The 15,841-nt window shown below is 61.7% G+C and carries 15 protein-coding genes and 1 tRNA gene; 7 read left to right on the top strand and 9 right to left on the bottom strand.

Annotated elements, in window-relative coordinates:
* Window positions 1-23: 23 nt before the first annotated feature.
* The 5 genes from hcsS to AArcSt11_RS00860 all read right to left on the bottom strand — a co-directional run bounded on the left by hcsS (window position 24) and on the right by AArcSt11_RS00860 (window position 3,349).
* Window positions 24-212 carry a halo-CC-star protein HcsS gene (hcsS, locus tag AArcSt11_RS00880; RefSeq protein ID WP_250593735.1) on the bottom strand — a complete coding sequence of 63 codons (189 nt, stop codon included), beginning with the start codon at window positions 210-212 and terminating at the stop codon, window positions 24-26.
* A complete protein-coding gene (hcsL, locus tag AArcSt11_RS00875) occupies window positions 203-571 on the bottom strand; it encodes a halo-CC-star protein HcsL (RefSeq protein ID WP_238478404.1) in 369 nt (122 codons plus the stop codon). The genes hcsS and hcsL overlap by 10 nt, the downstream gene beginning before the upstream one ends.
* Complete coding sequence (gene arsA / locus AArcSt11_RS00870; RefSeq protein WP_250593734.1) at window positions 568-2,496, bottom strand: arsenical pump-driving ATPase; 1,929 nt, start codon at window positions 2,494-2,496, stop codon at window positions 568-570. The genes hcsL and arsA overlap by 4 nt, the downstream gene beginning before the upstream one ends.
* Window positions 2,497-2,829, bottom strand: a complete 333-nt coding sequence (arsD, locus tag AArcSt11_RS00865; RefSeq protein ID WP_250593733.1) for an arsenite efflux transporter metallochaperone ArsD — start codon at window positions 2,827-2,829, stop codon at window positions 2,497-2,499.
* Between the two features lie 127 nt (window positions 2,830-2,956).
* The gene (locus AArcSt11_RS00860; protein WP_250593732.1) at window positions 2,957-3,349 is read right to left on the bottom strand and encodes a cupin domain-containing protein; all 393 of its coding nucleotides are present in this window, start codon (window positions 3,347-3,349) and stop codon (window positions 2,957-2,959) included.
* 186 nt (window positions 3,350-3,535) lie between these two features.
* Between AArcSt11_RS00860 and AArcSt11_RS00855 the strand changes: the two genes are divergently transcribed.
* On the top strand, window positions 3,536-3,928 hold the full coding sequence (locus tag AArcSt11_RS00855) for an ArsR/SmtB family transcription factor (protein ID WP_250593731.1): 393 nt from the start codon (window positions 3,536-3,538) through the stop codon (window positions 3,926-3,928).
* A gap of 55 nt (window positions 3,929-3,983) precedes the next feature.
* Window positions 3,984-5,939 (top strand): DEAD/DEAH box helicase, encoded by a 1,956-nt coding sequence (locus AArcSt11_RS00850; RefSeq protein ID WP_250593730.1) that lies wholly within the window; start codon window positions 3,984-3,986, stop codon window positions 5,937-5,939.
* A 15-nt stretch (window positions 5,940-5,954) separates the two neighbouring features.
* Here AArcSt11_RS00850 and AArcSt11_RS00845 read toward each other — a convergent pair whose 3' ends face one another.
* A complete protein-coding gene (locus tag AArcSt11_RS00845) occupies window positions 5,955-8,390 on the bottom strand; it encodes an efflux RND transporter permease subunit (RefSeq protein ID WP_250593729.1) in 2,436 nt (811 codons plus the stop codon).
* A gap of 1 nt (window position 8,391) precedes the next feature.
* Window positions 8,392-10,134, bottom strand: a complete 1,743-nt coding sequence (locus AArcSt11_RS00840) for a COG1361 S-layer family protein (RefSeq protein WP_250593728.1) — start codon at window positions 10,132-10,134, stop codon at window positions 8,392-8,394.
* Window positions 10,135-10,215: 81 nt separating this feature from the next.
* On the opposite strand from AArcSt11_RS00840, the gene AArcSt11_RS00835 reads away from it, so the two are divergent.
* Window positions 10,216-11,004 (top strand): TrmB family transcriptional regulator, encoded by a 789-nt coding sequence (locus AArcSt11_RS00835; RefSeq protein WP_250593727.1) that lies wholly within the window; start codon window positions 10,216-10,218, stop codon window positions 11,002-11,004.
* A 1-nt stretch (window position 11,005) separates the two neighbouring features.
* On the opposite strand, the gene AArcSt11_RS00830 is transcribed toward AArcSt11_RS00835, so the two are convergent.
* Entirely contained in the window at window positions 11,006-11,503 is a 498-nt protein-coding gene (locus AArcSt11_RS00830) for a DUF367 family protein (protein ID WP_250593726.1), read from the bottom strand.
* A gap of 83 nt (window positions 11,504-11,586) precedes the next feature.
* Between AArcSt11_RS00830 and AArcSt11_RS00825 the strand changes: the two genes are divergently transcribed.
* Entirely contained in the window at window positions 11,587-12,354 is a 768-nt protein-coding gene (locus AArcSt11_RS00825; protein ID WP_250593725.1) for a hypothetical protein, read from the top strand.
* 195 nt (window positions 12,355-12,549) lie between these two features.
* Here the strand turns inward: AArcSt11_RS00825 and AArcSt11_RS00820 are convergent.
* Window positions 12,550-12,620, bottom strand: a tRNA-Gly gene (locus AArcSt11_RS00820).
* Between the two features lie 230 nt (window positions 12,621-12,850).
* Between AArcSt11_RS00820 and AArcSt11_RS00815 the strand changes: the two genes are divergently transcribed.
* Genes AArcSt11_RS00815 through AArcSt11_RS00805 form a run of 3 tightly spaced genes read left to right on the top strand, consistent with a single transcriptional unit; the run spans window position 12,851 to window position 15,749 of the window.
* A complete protein-coding gene (locus AArcSt11_RS00815; RefSeq protein ID WP_250593724.1) occupies window positions 12,851-14,038 on the top strand; it encodes an NAD(P) transhydrogenase subunit alpha in 1,188 nt (395 codons plus the stop codon).
* A gap of 2 nt (window positions 14,039-14,040) precedes the next feature.
* Entirely contained in the window at window positions 14,041-14,322 is a 282-nt protein-coding gene (locus tag AArcSt11_RS00810) for an NAD(P) transhydrogenase subunit alpha part 2 (protein WP_250593723.1), read from the top strand.
* Window positions 14,319-15,749, top strand: a complete 1,431-nt coding sequence (locus AArcSt11_RS00805; RefSeq protein WP_250593722.1) for an NAD(P)(+) transhydrogenase (Re/Si-specific) subunit beta — start codon at window positions 14,319-14,321, stop codon at window positions 15,747-15,749. Before AArcSt11_RS00810 ends, AArcSt11_RS00805 begins: the two co-directional genes overlap by 4 nt.
* The last annotated feature ends 92 nt before the right edge of the window (window positions 15,750-15,841 follow it).

The following is a 15,841-nucleotide window of genomic DNA, read 5'->3' as shown; positions in this document are numbered from 1 at the left end:
CGTTACGAACCGAAGTGAGGGTGTCAGCAGCTACCGCCAGCACCGCACGCGTCGCCGTACTTGACGCCAGTCTCTTCGGTGATCGCCTCGTTGCACTGCATCAGCATCGTGTTAAACTGGAACTGTGAGGTGTCGGCTTTCGCCGCAGAGAGTTCCTCGCCCAGTGCCGCTGCCGCCGCCAGCACGTCCTCGTCGGAGGCGCTCAACAGCACCCACCTCCCAGTGACTGCGCGAACTCGCGGCCGATCTTCTCGCTGATGACCTCGTTTGTCTCCTGGAGCAGTTCCACGAGCGCTTCCTGTGCCTCGCGATGGGCCTGGATCGTGTCGTTGTCGTTCATTTCTTCCTGGAGCTCTCGCAGCTCGCTCATAACCGACTCGTCGAAGCCGCCCGTCTGGAGCTGCCGCTGTTTCTGCTGGTACTCCTGCAGCAACGCCTTCGCCTCCGAGTCATTTTCGAGACGTTCGTTGGCGGCCATGAACTCCTGGTAGACCCCGGAGTCTTTGAGCGTCCCGATGAACGTCTGGAGCTTCTGTTCGACTGCCTCCTCGTTGGACACTTGCTGGCTCATTGAATCGTCACCTCCTCTCGTTTGGCGATCTCGGACAGTCCCGTGATCTCCTCGCCGAACGCCGACAGTTCGCCGAGGCCGATTGGCTCGTCCTGTCGGAGCGGGGCGAGCATCATCGGGGTCTCGAAGCGGTCCTTGATCTCACCGAGATACTGCTGTTGTTGGGCTCGGCGGTTGGCGAAGAAGGCGTTGTCGCCGTACTCTTCGGGCAGCAGGTAGTTGGCGACGACAAAGGCCGTCTCGATGCCAACCTGGTCTTTCAGGTCCTCGGCCGCACGGTGGGCCTCCATCATCGGCGTGTACTCGGGGTACATCACGAAGGCAAACGAGCTCTTCTCGGGGTTCTGCATCGTCTCGATGACCATGTCGTACTTGCCGCCCTTGGCTGGCGCGGCACCTTTGGTCAGCGAGCCGAGATCCATAAAGCCCTTCCAGTCGGATGGGAGTTCGAGCAGTCTGAGCGTGTGACCTGTGGGTGCGGTATCGAAGACGACGATATCGTAGCCGTCCTCCTCGAAGTAGCCGACGAACTTTTCGAGCGCGGCCATCTCTTCGGCGCAGGGCGATTCGAGCTCCTCTTCGACGTTGGCGATCGCCGCGTCGACGTCGATCTGGGTGTCGTCCTTGTCGGCGTACATCTCCGTGACGTGGTCGAGGACCTGCTCGCGGTACTCCTCGAGCGCCTTCTCCTGGTCGATTCGGGCCGCATCCAGGTTCGCCTGGCTCACCGAGGTCGGTTCGTGGCCGACGGGTTCGCCGAAGATGTCCTCGAGGTGTGCTGCCGGATCGGTCGTCACGACGAGCGTCTCGTAGCCCGCCTCGGCGAGCTTGGTCGCCGATGTCGCTGCGATCGTCGACTTGCCCACGCCGCCTTTGCCGGTGAAGAACAGATAGCGCGTCTCCCCGTCGACAGGTTCGAGGTTTTCGGCGACTGCGTCAGGATCAGTTAGTGCGTCGAAGTCGACCGACTCCTCGGTGTCGATACTGGTTGCTGATCCCACGTCGACGGTGGCCTCGTTGCCGTCGTAGAGGACGCCACCCACATCAGCCAGCAGGTCGAGACCGGCGATCTCGCCGGGCTGGAGGGGATAGGTCGCTGTGGCGTCGGCATCGAATTCCGTGCTGGCCCGTTCGATGACCGCCTGTTCGTCCTCGCGCTTCCCCTCGAAGAAGGGGTCCTCACAGACTGATTCGGGCAGGTATCCGTTGATGATCAACAGCTGGGATTCGATCCCCAGCTCTCCGAGGTCCGAGGCACTCCGCTGGATCTCGTCGATCGAGGAGTCTTCGGGCTTGCCGACGAAGGCAAAGGAGGTTTTCTCGCCGTCCTGCAGGGTGTCGATCGCCCGCTCGTAGTCTTTCTTTTTGTCCTCCATCGAGGCGGCTGGGCCGATACAGGTCGAGCCACCCTTTTCCAGTTCGGCGTTCCAGTCGGATGGCAGCTCCATCAGCCGGATCGTGTGGCCCGTCGGCGCGGTGTCGAAGACGACCACGTCGTATTCGGGTGACTCCATGAAGTCGACGAAGTTATCGAAAGCTGCAATCTCCTCGACACACGGGCTGTTGAGCTGTTCTTCGACCGCCTTGACCTGCTCGTCGTCAAGCAGCTCGCGCATCGGCTCGATGGTTTCCTGACGGTACTCTTCGGCAGCCTGATCCGGATCGATCTCGATGGCAGAGAGGTTCTCGATGTCGTCGATCGTGGTCACCTCGTGGCCGATCTCTTGGCCGAAGATGTCCGAGAGGTTCGGCGCGGGGTCGGTGGTGACCAGCAGGGTCTCGTAGTCGTTGTCGGCGAGCCACGTTGCCGTCGCACAGCTGACCGTGCTCTTGCCGACGCCGCCTTTCCCGCTGAAGAAGACGAACTCCGTGTCCTCGCTGTTCGGTTCGACGATCTCTCGGGCTGCAGTAGTGGTTTCGGTCATCTATTGTGCTTCCTGTGGTTGTACGCGCTGTTCCAGCGTTTCTGCGAGCTCGTCATAATCGAGGTACTCTTCTCTGGCGACGATCTCGTCGTCGACGACCGTGATCGGCAGGATCGAGGGTCCGTGCTCCTGGACGAGGTCGTAGATCCGCTGGGTCTCGAGGAACTCGTCGATGTTGTGTTGCATGTTCGCCCGGCTGATATCGACGTGCTCGAACTCCTCGTCGAGCTGGTCGAGTGCCGCGCTGACTTCGACGAGTTCGTCATCGGGATCCGGTCCACAGACGCCCGTCGAACAGCACATCGCCTCTTCGTACAGTTGTAGTTCGGTCATGGTGTATCGTATCCGTTCAATCGTTCAGGCGTTTGCGATCGGAGCGTGAGGGGTTATCGATCGCGAGTCCGCCGAACTCGTTTGAGCAATTATTCATTCGTAGGCATAAACGCTTTGATCGCGCCACTCAACCGACGAACCCCTCGGTCGACCAGAAGTCGTCGTCGCCCTCGCAGCTCGCGGCGACACAGCGCGAGGCCGGCGCGCTCACGAGCACAAACGCGCTTTCCGTGTCGCTGTTTCTGATCTGGCGCGTGGCGCTTGGTTCGATCCATACGGCGTCGCCACTTTCCATCGTGATCTCGTCGTCGTCGATCACCACCGTCGCCTCGCCGTCGATCAGGATGTAGATCTCCTCGTGGTCGTTCTCGGCGTGATCGTGAGGCATGTTTCGCCAGCCCGGATCGCAGCGGACCACGGACACACCGACCTGTTTGCTGTCAAGCGAATCGCTCAGTGCATGCATCGCGCCGGAGACTGGTTCGATCTCGTTGTAGTTGACCTGTTTGTAGGCGCTCATTCTCCCTGACACCTCGCGTTTCGGCGACAGGAACCCCGTGGCAGTTCGACGATCTCTCCCCGTTCGGTTCCGCTATCCATACGAACCATTCGTATGAGCAAATACTAAATTGTTCTGGTGTCCCTCAGAGAACCACCACCTCGCCACGCCAAAACGCTTAATCAACCATCCGTTCAAACTACCGGTATGTCATCTAACGACCGCCTCCAGCGATATCTCGCCGACGACCGGGGCAGTTGTACGCCGGGGGACGTTGCAGAGCGGATGGCCGAACTCGAGGAACTCGACGCAGCGACGGGTGGTTCGACGCTCGACGCCGACGTCGAACTGCTCTCTGCACTCGCCAACGAGACTCGATACAAAATCGTTCGAATGCTCCACGAAGCGGACGACGAGCTCTGTGTCTGTGAGTTTGGACCCCTGCTCGACGTCAGCGACAGCGCGATCAGTCACGCGCTCTCACAGCTGACTGAGGCTGGCCTCGTCACACGACGAAAGGACGGTAAATGGCGGAAGTATCGTGCGACATCGAGGGCGAATGCCGTGCTCGTCGCACTTGACGGCTCGCGACGCCTCTAGTTCTTCCTCTTCTCGCCCCGTAGTTTAAATAGCATCTCGCCCCAGTACCGGGTAGATGGACGTCCGGGATCTGTCGCTCGCACCGAAGTACATCGAGCACTTCGAGACTCAGGGAATCGAGTCGCTGTACCCGCCCCAGGAAGCTGCTGTCGAGGCGGGAATCACTCGCGGCGAACGGGTCGTCGCGGCGATGCCGACCGCCAGCGGGAAGACGCTCGTTGCGCAGCTGGCGATGTTGTCGGCGGATGGCCCTGCGCTGTACGTCGTCCCGCTGCGGGCACTTGCCACGGAGAAGTACGACACGTTCGCCGAACTCCCGGATGTCAGCGTTGGCATCGCAACGGGTGATTACGACGCCGACGACGAATCCCTCGACGAGCACGATATCATCGTTGCGACGAGCGAGAAGGTCGATTCCGCGATCCGGAACGGGGCAAACTGGGTCGAAGCGATCGCCTGTGTCGTCGTCGACGAGGTACACCTCCTGAACGCTCACGGCCGCGGGCCGACGCTTGAAATCACGCTCGCGAAACTTCGCCGACTCGTCCCCGACCAGCAACTCGTTGCGCTCTCGGCAACGGTGGGTAACGCCGCGGAGATCGCAGACTGGCTCGACGCCGAACTCGTTCGGTCGACCTGGCGACCGATCGATCTCAGAACCGGCGTCTACGACGACGGCGAGGTCACGTTCGACGATGGCACGACGCTGTCGATCGTCCCTGGCGACGAGCCACCGACGACGGCACTCGTCGCGGACACGATCGATGACGGTGGCCAGGCCCTCGTGTTCGTCAACTCACGACGCGAGGCCGAAACGCTCGCACAGTCACTCGGCGTACACGGGTTCCGACAGGCACCAGATGTGGCAGCCGAAATCGGTACAGGTGCGACGACGAGCACCGGACAGGCGCTCGCGGAAGCGGCTGACGGTGGCGTTGCGTTTCATCATGCAGGGCTTCGCCCCGAACACCGTTCGATCGTCGAGCGTGCGTTCAGGGAGCGTGATCTCGCGGTCCTCTGTGCAACGCCGACGCTCGCGGCGGGGGTGAACGTCCCCGCGCGGCGCGTGATCGTCCGCGACCACGAGCGGTTCACCGGCGACGGCTACGAACCGCTACCCATCCTCGAAGTGCATCAGATGTTCGGGCGGGCGGGACGCCCTGGCCTCGATCCCTATGGTGAGGCGATGCTGGTTGCGACGGGCGTCGACGCCGACGCGCTTTGCGAGCAATATATCGGTACTGAACCGGAGCGGGTCGAATCGAAACTCGACTCGCGCGAGGCGCTTCGCACGCACGTGCTCGCGACGCTCGCGGGCGGATTCGCCGGGGACCGAGCCGAACTCGACGCACTGCTCGCCTCGACGTTTTTCGCACACCAGCGCGATGCTGCCGAACTGACCGACCTCGTCGACGAGGTACTCTCGTATCTGGACGCGACCGGGATGATACGGCGCGACGACGGGCTCGTTGCCACCGATCTCGGTCGCCTCGTCTCACGGGTCTACGTCGATCCCCTGACCGGAGCGGCGGTCGTGGAAGCGCTGGGCACCGCGGCGACGATGGATCGGGTGACGACCCTGACGGTACTCGAAATCGTCTGTGATACCGAAGATATGAGCACCCAGTACGTTCGGACCGAGGAGGCTGGCCGTCTCAGCGAGTTCGCCATGCGCAACGCCGATCAGTTCACCAAACCGGTCCACGACTTCGAGGGGAACTTCCAGTCGTGGCTCGCGACGGTCAAGACCGCCCGGCTCCTCGACGACTGGATTGCGGGCGTCGGTCTTCCCGAACTGGACGAGCGCTACGGCGTCGCGCCGGGTGACATCCGACGGCTCGCCGAGCGCGCGGAGTGGCTGCTGTCAGCCACCGAAGTGATCGCCGAACACCTTTTGACTGGACCGACGCCGGGTATCGGCGCGGGTCAGGATTCGGAGACGGAATACGAGCCGGTGCTCGAACGGCTTCGGGAGACGCGACAGGCGCTGCTGGACGCGGCCGATGACTGATCGGGACGGCGGGAGTCAGCCGAGCACGCCCCCTTCGACGACGTATCGTTCCCACAGTAGCAGCGTCGGTGGCAGCACGATCACCGACAGCAGGAACGAGTAGAAGACACTGATCGACATCAGGATCCCGAACTGGCCGAGGATTGGGATTAGTGCCAGAGTAAGCGAGACCGCTCCCCCCAGCGTCGTTAGCATACTTCCGGCGAGCGCGCCGCCGGTTCCCTGTAGCGTGGTCATCAGCGACTCGAACCCGTCCTTACCGGTGTTGAACTCGTCAATAAATCGGTGTGTGACGTGTACCGAGTACGCGACACCTACACCGATCGTTATCGAGAGGACGGTCGCCGTCATGGCGTTGAAGGGGATTCCCAGCAGCGGCATCGTCCCGACGAGCATGGCGACGGTCACTGCGATCGGCACCATGTTCGCCAGGCCAAGTGTCGCGTAGCCTTCGAGCACTCGGTAGATGATCATCAGGAAGACCGCGGTGAGCGAGAGCGCGAGTATGAGGCTCGTAATCGCGGAGTCGAAGATAAGATCCGAGATTCCCTGAAAGATCACGATCTGCCCGGTTGGGGTTGCCTGAAACCGGTAATCGTCGGCGATCGATTCGACATCGGAGCGGATGTCGGACTCCAGCGCGCCGGACTCGACGGAGTACACGACCTGTGTGCCACGCCTGTCATCTGTCAGATACTGATCCGCTCGATCGGCGAACGGCGACGCTTCGAGTTCGTCGTATATTTCGTCGAGGTTCCTGTCGGGAACGCCGCTGCCGGTCCGGTCGTTGCGTTCGACGAGCCGAGCGAACTCGTCGTCGTCCGCTGCGTACGCCTCGATCACCGTGATGAGACTCTCGGCTTCTGCTTCTCCGCCGTCATCGACGACCGTCGGCGGCGGATTCTGCCCGGCACGATAGATCGATTCGAGTGCGGCGTCGCTCTCCATCGGCCCTTCGACGTACACCGTGACCTCGTCCTCTTCGCCGGACTCGAAGTTGTCGTCGAGATAGTTCACCGTCTCCGTGAACGTGTATTCCGAGGGGGCCAGCGGCCCTGGCGCAGCAGTAACGTATTCCGGTAGTTCCTCGGGAGGTAGAAAGTCGTCGTCGTCGAAGGTCGTGTCGACACTGGTGGCCATCGCTCCAGCGCCAGCGGTTACAACAAGTGCCACCAGCAGGACGGCCACTGGTGCACGGTTGCCGATCACCGCTCCCTGTGGGAGCACTCGTCCGAGCAGCGATCCGTCCGAGCCAAGTGGGGACGTTCCGAAGTCCGGGATTCGAGTCCCTTCACGAAGCCTGTCAAGGAGTACCTTGGCCGCGGGCATGAACAGCCCGAACACGAGAAACGTAAACACGACGCCGATACTGGCAACGATCCCGAACTCCCGAATCGGGCCGAGATCGCTCGCGACGTTCGCGCCGAAGCCGATTACCGTCGTCCCGGCGACGATGAAGAACGCGACGAGCAACTGGTCAGTGGCCGCATCCATCCCCTCGGTGACGCCCTGCCCAGTGACTCGCTCTTCTCGGTAGCGGTTCACTGCGTGGATCCCGAAGTCCACCCCGATCGCCAGCAATAGCGGTGGAACCGCGATCATCATCTCCGAGAAGGGAATCCCAACGAGTCCGGTAAACCCGAACGTCCAGATCACGGTCATCGCCAGCGCCCCCAGTCCGAGCAGCAGGTCGATCGGGTCCCTGTACGCGACAATCAGGAAGACAAGGATCAGGAAGACGACCGCCGGAACGACGATTGCAAGCGAGTCTTCGATCACGTTCGCGAACTCCTCGTCGATCAGCCCACCGCTGAAGACGACGAACTCGCCACCCGCCGCAGCCGTGGCGCGCTCGGCCCGTTCTTGCGCAGCGCCTTCGTCCACGTCTTCGGCATACGTCACGACCGTAATCGTCGCGGAGGCCTCGCCGCTTGCCGCGTTGTAATCATCGCTAACGAGTTCCCGTAATCCCGGTTCGGCAGCGAGCAGCTCCCTCGTCGTTGCCCGAACCTCCTGATCCGGGGTCGAGGCGATCACGTCGCGTTGCTGCTCGGGTGTCGCGGCGTTCGGTTCAATTGTCTGTGCGACAGCGCCTGCGACGCTACTCGTCCCCGTCACTTCCAGCTCCGGGTCGCCATCGAGTTGTGCCTGCGCCGCCAGACTCCGCTCAAGTCCTGTCGGTGTCAACACGCCCTGTCCGCGCTGGATCAACTGTGTCGACGGCTCGTCAGTCTCGAACGTGTCACCGAACCGCTCGTCGACCTCGTCCTGTGCAGCCTGTGCAGGGACGCCCTCAGTGAACTCGTCCGTTCCCTCCTCGCTCTCGATCGTCCCGAGACCGGTCGCGAATACTGCTGTTATGGCCAAAAATACGAGGACGATCATCAGCGGTCGGCTGGTAATCAGGTTACCCAGCCGATCGACGCTCTGGTCGATGACGCTCTTGTCCATACTATCGTTCGGTCCTGTCGTCACCGGGTGATACGTCCGGGAGCCGCTCAGTGATCCCGTCGCGGTAGCGCCACACGACACCCACGAGCCCAGTGAACACCAGCCCAGCGAGGAGCCCGATCCGGAGCCAGTTGGTCCCCGGGTCGGTCGCGGTGATCGGCACGCGGTAGGTGTCTGACAGCCGGGTGTCACCGCCAGCGTCATCGTACTGGAAGTCGAAACGGACCGGATAGGTCTTCTCGCTTGCCGACGCTCCGACAGACAGCTCGAACGTCACTGTGGTAGTCTCACCCGGCTTCAGTGACTCGATGAAGGCCTCGTCGTCGCTGCTGTCGAGCGGGTCGTTCGTGAACAGTTTGGCCTGCACGTCGGTCATCTCCTCGCCGTACGTGTTCGTCACTTCGAGCTCGAGCTGACCGCTGTCGTCGATATCGAAACTCGCGTTTCTGGCCACTATCTCGAACTCCTCGCGCTCCTCACCGAGTTCAATGCGTGCATCTAATGCCCTGCTAGTCCGAATCTCGTCGTCCGCATTTCGATATCTAACTTCCATCGGTAGCACTCGGTCTCCCGGCTCGGCGTCGCTACTGGCATCGACTCTGAACTGGAAGGCTGCACTCTCATTCGGCTCGAGCGATCCAACGTATCGGCTGTTCTCCCGCGGGGCGAGGTTCTCGTCGTCGCTCAACGCTGCAAACTCGTCACTTGGGTCGTCGGTAAACCGGACAACTGCGTTTTCGACTCTCTCGTCTCCGGCGTTCGTAACGGTACCGTTCACGATCCCGTCGTCGCCGACGCTGACCGTGCTGTTGAGATCGTCGAGAGTGAAACGCTGCTCGTCCGCAACGGTTGCGCCGAGGATCAGTTGCCGTGATGACTGGTCGACGCCCCGCTCGTCACGAAACTCGACCGTCGCACGGAGTGCATTTGACTGTGGCGTCGCCTCCTCGCTTACACGGACTTTGACATCAACTGTCTCTTGGTCCCCATCTGCGAGTTCCCCGATGTACACCTCGTTGGCGACAGTCCCGGAGTCATCGGCGTCCGAGACGGCCCCGCCTGGAAGGCCGCCGAAATCAGGCAATTCCTCGTCGCCCGCATCTGGGAATGCCTCGACGCCCGGATCGGGTGCCTCGAACCGTATAACTGCACTGTTGGCCGGTTCTGCTCCCGTGTTGGTCACGTTGACGGTTGCGGTCCGGGTATCGCCCACCCTGAACTCGCTGCCCTCGATATCACCATCGAACCGGGCGACTTTGTCGACCTGCAGCTCGACTGTCTCGGTTTTCGAGACGGTGACCTCGTCGTCTGCACCGTCCTCGTCGTCGACTGCTGGCGTATACGTGTACGTAACATTGACTGGGGCCTCGTACGTTCCGGCCTTTACGTTCTCGTCAACTGCCACAGTAAAGCTCGCTGACTGAATAGCATCCTGTGGCATGTTCTGGAGGGGTTGTTTCTCCGTTTTGACGTCTATCGGCAGGTCGCTGTCACCCATCTCGATGCTCATGTTCCGTGCTGTCGTGACGTCGCCTTCCGCGCCTGGTGGCCCATCGTCATCATCGACGCTACCCTGATTCTGCAGGTCGACCGTCACCGTTTGTTCTTCGCCCGGTTCCACGAACGGATCCGGCGCGTACACTTCGATCTCCGGGCTGCCGGTCGTCTCGTCCGCCACTGCCAGCCCGACGAGAGCGACTCCGGCGAGAAACACCACGAGTAATGCAGCCCTAACCCTGTTCATATCGGTACTGATGGAGGAGTAGATAAGTACCTTTTGAATCGAAACCACAACACTGTTGTTTCTAAACGTGCTGTCTAAAGTATGAGCGAGCACGTCGCGGAGAAGCTTGCGGATCTCGGACTGTCAAACTACGAAGCGCAGGCCTTTCAGGCGCTGATACAGAGGGGGCCGATGACAGCCGACGAGGTAGCCGCGGCAGCCGAGCTACCGAAAGGACGGATTTACGATGTGCTTAACTCGCTGTCGAAACGTTCGATCGTCCGTCACGATGACTCACGTCCGCGCACATACGTCCCTGCGTCGTCGGAACATGCCGTCTCACAGCTACTCGATGCGCGGTTAGAAGACCTCGACGAACGCCGCCGTCGATTCGAGGCGACGGCCGAGGAGCTCGAGACGGCAATACGATCACAGGAACCGGACCGTCCAACACAGTCGTTTGCCACGAGTGCGTTTCGCCACGAGGACGCCATTGAGTTGCTGGACGAACGGCTCGGCACGGCAAGCGACTGTGTGTGTATCGCGGCCGGGTCGATCAACGAAGGGCCGGAGACCCGGGATACGCTCGCCGATCGACTGGAAGCCCTGCTAGCCGACGGCGTCGAGATCAAATTGCTCGTTCACGACGATATCGATCTGGAGTTCGAGACCGGGCTCGTCGATGCTGGCCTTACTGTTCGGTGTAGTCCCGTTGTCCCCGATCAGCGGTTCATCCTTATCGACCGGGACGAGGTCTGTCTGGAGGTAGTCCATCCGGTCGAGACGAACGAGCTCATGTCGGTCGTTGATTTCAGGAGTGATAAAGTCGCGAGCGAACTTGCTACCACCTTCGACGAGCTCTGGGCGGATGCAACGCCGATTGAACCGTAGCTCACTCCCGATCCAGATACTCCTGCTGGACCGCCACAATCTCGGTCGAATCCTCACAGTCGGCATACCGCCGTAGCGGTTCCTCGTTCATCTCCAGAAACGTCTCGCCCCACCTGAACTTCGACAGGATCCGCTCGGCCTGGGGGCGCTCCCCGAGAATACAGAGCCCGGCTGCCAGCGCCTCCACCGTCGTTAACTGAAACGGCTTCCCGTAATTGACCGGGTTCGCCGCGACGAGAAAGGGCAGGGCGCGGTGTTCGCCGTCGACGCTGAACTGCGCCTCGCGGGCGCTCTCCCAGGAGCAATCGAGGGCGACCAGCCGGTCACTCACCGTCGTGTCAGCCGGTGACAGCGCCTGCTCGGCGTGTGGGTTCAAGACGACTCCGTACGGTGTTGCTCGATCACTGTTGTGCAACGTGGCCAGATCGAACCGCGAGAGCTTCTTTGCGGTACATTTGTCGGGATCGTCGTCGCCCTCGTACCTGACGTGGAGCTTCACTGTTCGGCGGTACGAGGCCACTCACAAAAAACGCCGCGTTTGTCAGGACGAACCTTTGTACACACCCAGTCCTAAGCCCGGCTATGCGCGCCGACGACGGCGGTTACTACGACGACGCTATCGCCTCACTCGCCGATCGAAACTACACTGCGGCCGGGGATGCCTACACCCGTGCGGGACGGCGAGTTCTCTCCGGCCCGCGAGCCGACAGTGGCCCCTTCGATGAGGACGAACACGGCTGGGTCGGGATCGGGCTCGGCTATCTCTGTACCGCGTCGATTTGCTATCGCGTTGCCGGACAGCGACACCGTGGGACCCACCGTGCAGTCGAAGGTGTTGCCGTCGCCCGAGATCTCGCCGCAGTCACCGACCACGCCGTCCAGCGCGCCTGCTTCGAGGAGTTCATCGCCGACCTCCACGTTGCTGGCGACCTGAACGGAGTGGACGAGGCCTACGATGAGGCCACCACGGCCTATCGAGACGCTGGTGCGGGGATCGACGATCCACAGCGCTGGGCGACGACACCCCTGTTCGAGGCCGCCGCGACGCCGCTCACGCAGGTTGCCAGAAGCCTTGCCGACGGCGAGATTGCCATCGAGTGGGAGCAGTTACACGGCTCCGACCCTGCTGACCCTGCTGCCTTCCTCGCCGAGCGTGCCCGCTACAAACGCCGCCGCTTCCCGTCGTTGCTGGAGCGTGTCATCGAGACGGGCTATCTTGCCGCCCCACGAGGCTCGACCGAATACGACACCGATCACCACTACTGCCCGAACTGTGAGTCGACGAGCGTCAACTGGATCGGTGACGACGTACTCTGTCTGCGGTGTTCGAGTGTCGCCCGCCCGCAATGACCCCCACGCCGGAAACTCGCGTTGTTCCCCCTCAGAGCACTCCGCCACTTCGCTGTGCCGTACAATCACTCCTCACGTTCGTTCACCGGCAGAACTGCCGAGTACTCACTCACTTCGTTCGTGAGAACGTCGCAGAAATGTGCCGAGAGACTCACTTCGTTCGTCTCCCGAACATGGCTTCGCGATGCTCAGCCATGCGCCGGCCGGGAATTGAACCCGGGCTATGAGCTTGGGAAGCTCATGTCCTACCACTAGACCACCGGCGCGTCCGGATTGCTGTACCCCGATTTATGCGACGATGATTCATAAACGCTGCTGATTCAGCTCCCGTCATTGTGCTCTGCTTGCCAGCAGGGATATTCGACAAATGTCGATCTGAGTTTGTAATTATTGTTGTTTCGGCCCGGATATAATGGTTCTAAACGCTCTTCGCTGAACATCCGTCTATTTTCGACACAGTTAACTGACAACGATTCTCAAAGCAGTTGTTCACCGTATGATACTCGGGGTACCGAACGAGTCAGTTGCAGACGAAACGCGGGCGGCCCTTATTCCGCCGGTAGCCGACGCACTCGTGGATGACGGCCACGATGTGCTGATCAGCGCCGGAGTCGGCACTGGGGCCGGCTGGAGTGACGAGTCGTATCGAGCGGTCGGTTGTGACGTTGTCGACGACGAGGACGTGTACGAGCGATCGGATGTCGTGTTCCACGTCCGCGGGCTCGGGGCGACGCCCGACAACGAGCTCCCACCGTACCGGGAGGGGCAGGTGGTGATCGGGTTGCTCGGTCCGTACGAACTCGACGCGGAACTCGACGAGCTAGCCTCCCGGGGAGTCGACGTGTTCGCTCTCGAGCTGATCCCGCGCATCAGCCGAGCACAGAGTATGGACGCCGTCTCCTCGATGGATAGCGTCAGCGGGTACAAGGCGACGATGATCGCCGCCGAGGCCCTGCCGAAGCTGTTCCCGATGGAGATGACCGCCGCCGGAACCATCCAGCCTGCGGAGGTATTCGTACTCGGGGCTGGCGTTGCGGGGCTGAAGGCGATTTCGACCGCCGAGCGGCTCGGCGCCAACGCGACGGCGAACGATGTCCGACCGGAGGTTCGCGAGGAAGTCGAGAGCCTCGGTGCGGAGTTCGTCGAGGTCGGCGCCGAGACCGAGTCGATGTCCGACGAAGACGGATACGCGACGGAACAGGAGAAGGACTTTGCCCAGCAACAAAAAGAGACACTCATGAGCGTTGTCCCCGATTCGGACGTGCTCATTACGACGGCAGCGATTCCCGGCCGACCGGCCCCACAGCCGATCTCGACCGAGATGATCGAGCGGATGGATCCGGGCTCCGTCGTTGTCGATCTTGCTGCGGAGAGCGGCGGTAACTGCGAGCCCTCTCGGGCCGATGAAACCGTCGTTCACGACGGCGTCGAGATCTACGGACCGACCAACCTGGCCGCGACTGTCCCCCAGACCGCGAGCAAACTGTACGCGAACAACCTGCGGAACTTCCTCGGTTTGCTTGCGGACGAGGAGGGGCTGGCAATCGACCTCGACGACGAGATTATCGACGCAACGCTGCTGACCCACGACGGCGAGGTTCGAGCGCCGCATCGCGAGGACGCGGACGACTCGGACGAACAGAGCGACGAGGATGCCGACGCATCCAGCGGGGGTGATGCCTGACGATGTCGCTGATCCAGAACCTGACGCTGTTCGTGCTGGCGGCGTTCCTCGGGTACGAGATTATCAACAAGATACCGACCAATCTTCATACGCCGCTGATGTCCGGTGCGAACGCGATTACCGGGATCACGCTGGTCGGTGCGGTGGTCGTGGCCGGCTCCGGCGATACGATGCTGGCGACGGCGCTTGGCTTCGTTGCAGTCGTTATGGCAACGATCAACGTCGTCGGTGGTTATCTGGTTAGCCACTTCATGCTCGCTGACTTCCGTGGGGGTGGCCGATGATGCTTGCTGCGTTGCCAGAATCGACACTCGCGCTCGCCTATCTGTTCGCTTCGATACTGTTCATTCAGGGCCTGCGTGATATGACCCATCCCCGGACGGCGATGCGTGGCAACCTCATCTCCGCTGGTGGGATGTTCGTTGCCGTCGTCGTCACCGTCCTGTGGTTCGAGATCATCGATCCGCTGGTACTGTTCAGCGCCCTGCTCGTCGGGACCGCTGTCGGAACGATCCTCGCCGTCAGAGTCGAGCGGACCGAAATGCCACAGCTCGTCGGCCTGTTTAACGGGTTCGGCGGGGGTGCGTCGGCGGTGGTTGCCGGCGCGGAGCTCGTCGAACTCGGCTCTGTCGAGGCGATTCCGGCTGATGTCGGTGTCGCAGCAGTCTTCTCCGGTATCGTCGGCTCGGTTACCCTCTTTGGTAGCCTGGTCGCGGCCGGAAAGCTCCACGGGCTCATCACTACCTCTGCGATCCGATACGATGGTGAGCAGGTGATGAAAGTCCTCGTCTTGCTCGTCGCACTGGCGTTTGGCGGCTATCTCGTCGCGACGCCTGACCTGTTCGCCGCGCAACTCCAGGCCGACTGGATACCACCGTACTGGCTGCTGGTGCTCGCTGCCGCCGTGCTCGGGATCCTCCTCGTGGTCCCGATCGGCGGCGCTGATATGCCGGTCGTCATCGCGTTGCTGAACGCTTACTCCGGGCTCGCCGCCGCCGGGACCGGCTTCGTACTGGACAACAGCGCCCTGATCATCGCCGGGACGCTCGTCGGCGCGGCAGGGATGATCCTCACCGTGATCATGTGCGAGTCGATGAACCGCTCGCTCACGAACGTCCTGTTTGGCGGGTTCGGCGAGGAACCGGACCAGGAAGCGATGGATGACATCTACGACGGCAACATCACCGAGACGTCCCCCGAGGAGGTCGAGATGTTGCTGGATACCGCCCAGCGGGTCGTCATCGTTCCCGGCTACGGGATGGCAGTCGCGCAGGCCCAGCACGCGGTCGCGGAACTGGCCGAACTGCTCGACGAGAACGACGTGGATGTCGAGTTCGGCATTCATCCGGTCGCGGGGCGGATGCCCGGCCACATGAACGCGCTACTGGCGGAAGCTGACGTCCCGTACGACAAGATGCGGGAGCTCGAGGAGGTCAATCCGACCTTCTCCCAGACTGACGTCGTCATCGTGACCGGCGCGAACGACGTCGTCAATCCGAAGGCAAACACCGACGAATCGAGCCCGATCGCCGGGATGCCCGTCCTCAACGTCTCGGATGCACGATCGGTGATCGTGAACAAGCGAAGTCTTAGCCCCGGTTTCTCCGGGATCCCGAACCCGCTGTTCGCAAAGGACAACACGAGCATGCTGTTTGGCGACGCCAAAGCCTCGATGCAGGAACTAGTCAACGCGTACAAGGAGAACCACTAGTTCTCTCCCTCTATCGTCTACTGAACCGGACGCAGCGCCCCCAATTGTCGACATTTCGGGCAGAATCTATCCCAGAGGTTGCACGAACCGAG

It is taken from the genome of Natranaeroarchaeum aerophilus (assembly GCF_023638055.1).
Classification (GTDB): Archaea; Halobacteriota; Halobacteria; order Halobacteriales; family Natronoarchaeaceae; genus Natranaeroarchaeum; species Natranaeroarchaeum aerophilum.
The sequence above is the reverse complement of the archived record's forward strand: the minus strand, read 5'-3'. Positions and strand labels throughout refer to the sequence as shown.

What these genes read in the sequence shown, in the direction of transcription:
- AArcSt11_RS00850 (WP_250593730.1), top strand. Translation starts at nt 3,984, where the DNA reads ATGGACGTCCGGGATCTGTCGCTCGCACCGAAGTACATCGAGCACTTC.
- AArcSt11_RS00835 (WP_250593727.1), top strand. Translation starts at nt 10,216, where the DNA reads ATGAGCGAGCACGTCGCGGAGAAGCTTGCGGATCTCGGACTGTCAAAC.
- AArcSt11_RS00855 (WP_250593731.1), top strand. Translation starts at nt 3,536, where the DNA reads ATGTCATCTAACGACCGCCTCCAGCGATATCTCGCCGACGACCGGGGC.
- AArcSt11_RS00860 (WP_250593732.1), bottom strand. Translation starts at nt 3,349, where the DNA reads ATGAGCGCCTACAAACAGGTCAACTACAACGAGATCGAACCAGTCTCC.
- AArcSt11_RS00825 (WP_250593725.1), top strand. Translation starts at nt 11,587, where the DNA reads ATGCGCGCCGACGACGGCGGTTACTACGACGACGCTATCGCCTCACTC.
- AArcSt11_RS00815 (WP_250593724.1), top strand. Translation starts at nt 12,851, where the DNA reads ATGATACTCGGGGTACCGAACGAGTCAGTTGCAGACGAAACGCGGGCG.
- AArcSt11_RS00810 (WP_250593723.1), top strand. Translation starts at nt 14,041, where the DNA reads ATGTCGCTGATCCAGAACCTGACGCTGTTCGTGCTGGCGGCGTTCCTC.
- AArcSt11_RS00805 (WP_250593722.1), top strand. Translation starts at nt 14,319, where the DNA reads ATGATGCTTGCTGCGTTGCCAGAATCGACACTCGCGCTCGCCTATCTG.
- hcsL (WP_238478404.1), bottom strand. Translation starts at nt 571, where the DNA reads ATGAGCCAGCAAGTGTCCAACGAGGAGGCAGTCGAACAGAAGCTCCAG.
- AArcSt11_RS00840 (WP_250593728.1), bottom strand. Translation starts at nt 10,134, where the DNA reads ATGAACAGGGTTAGGGCTGCATTACTCGTGGTGTTTCTCGCCGGAGTC.
- AArcSt11_RS00845 (WP_250593729.1), bottom strand. Translation starts at nt 8,390, where the DNA reads ATGGACAAGAGCGTCATCGACCAGAGCGTCGATCGGCTGGGTAACCTG.
- arsA (WP_250593734.1), bottom strand. Translation starts at nt 2,496, where the DNA reads ATGACCGAAACCACTACTGCAGCCCGAGAGATCGTCGAACCGAACAGC.
- arsD (WP_250593733.1), bottom strand. Translation starts at nt 2,829, where the DNA reads ATGACCGAACTACAACTGTACGAAGAGGCGATGTGCTGTTCGACGGGC.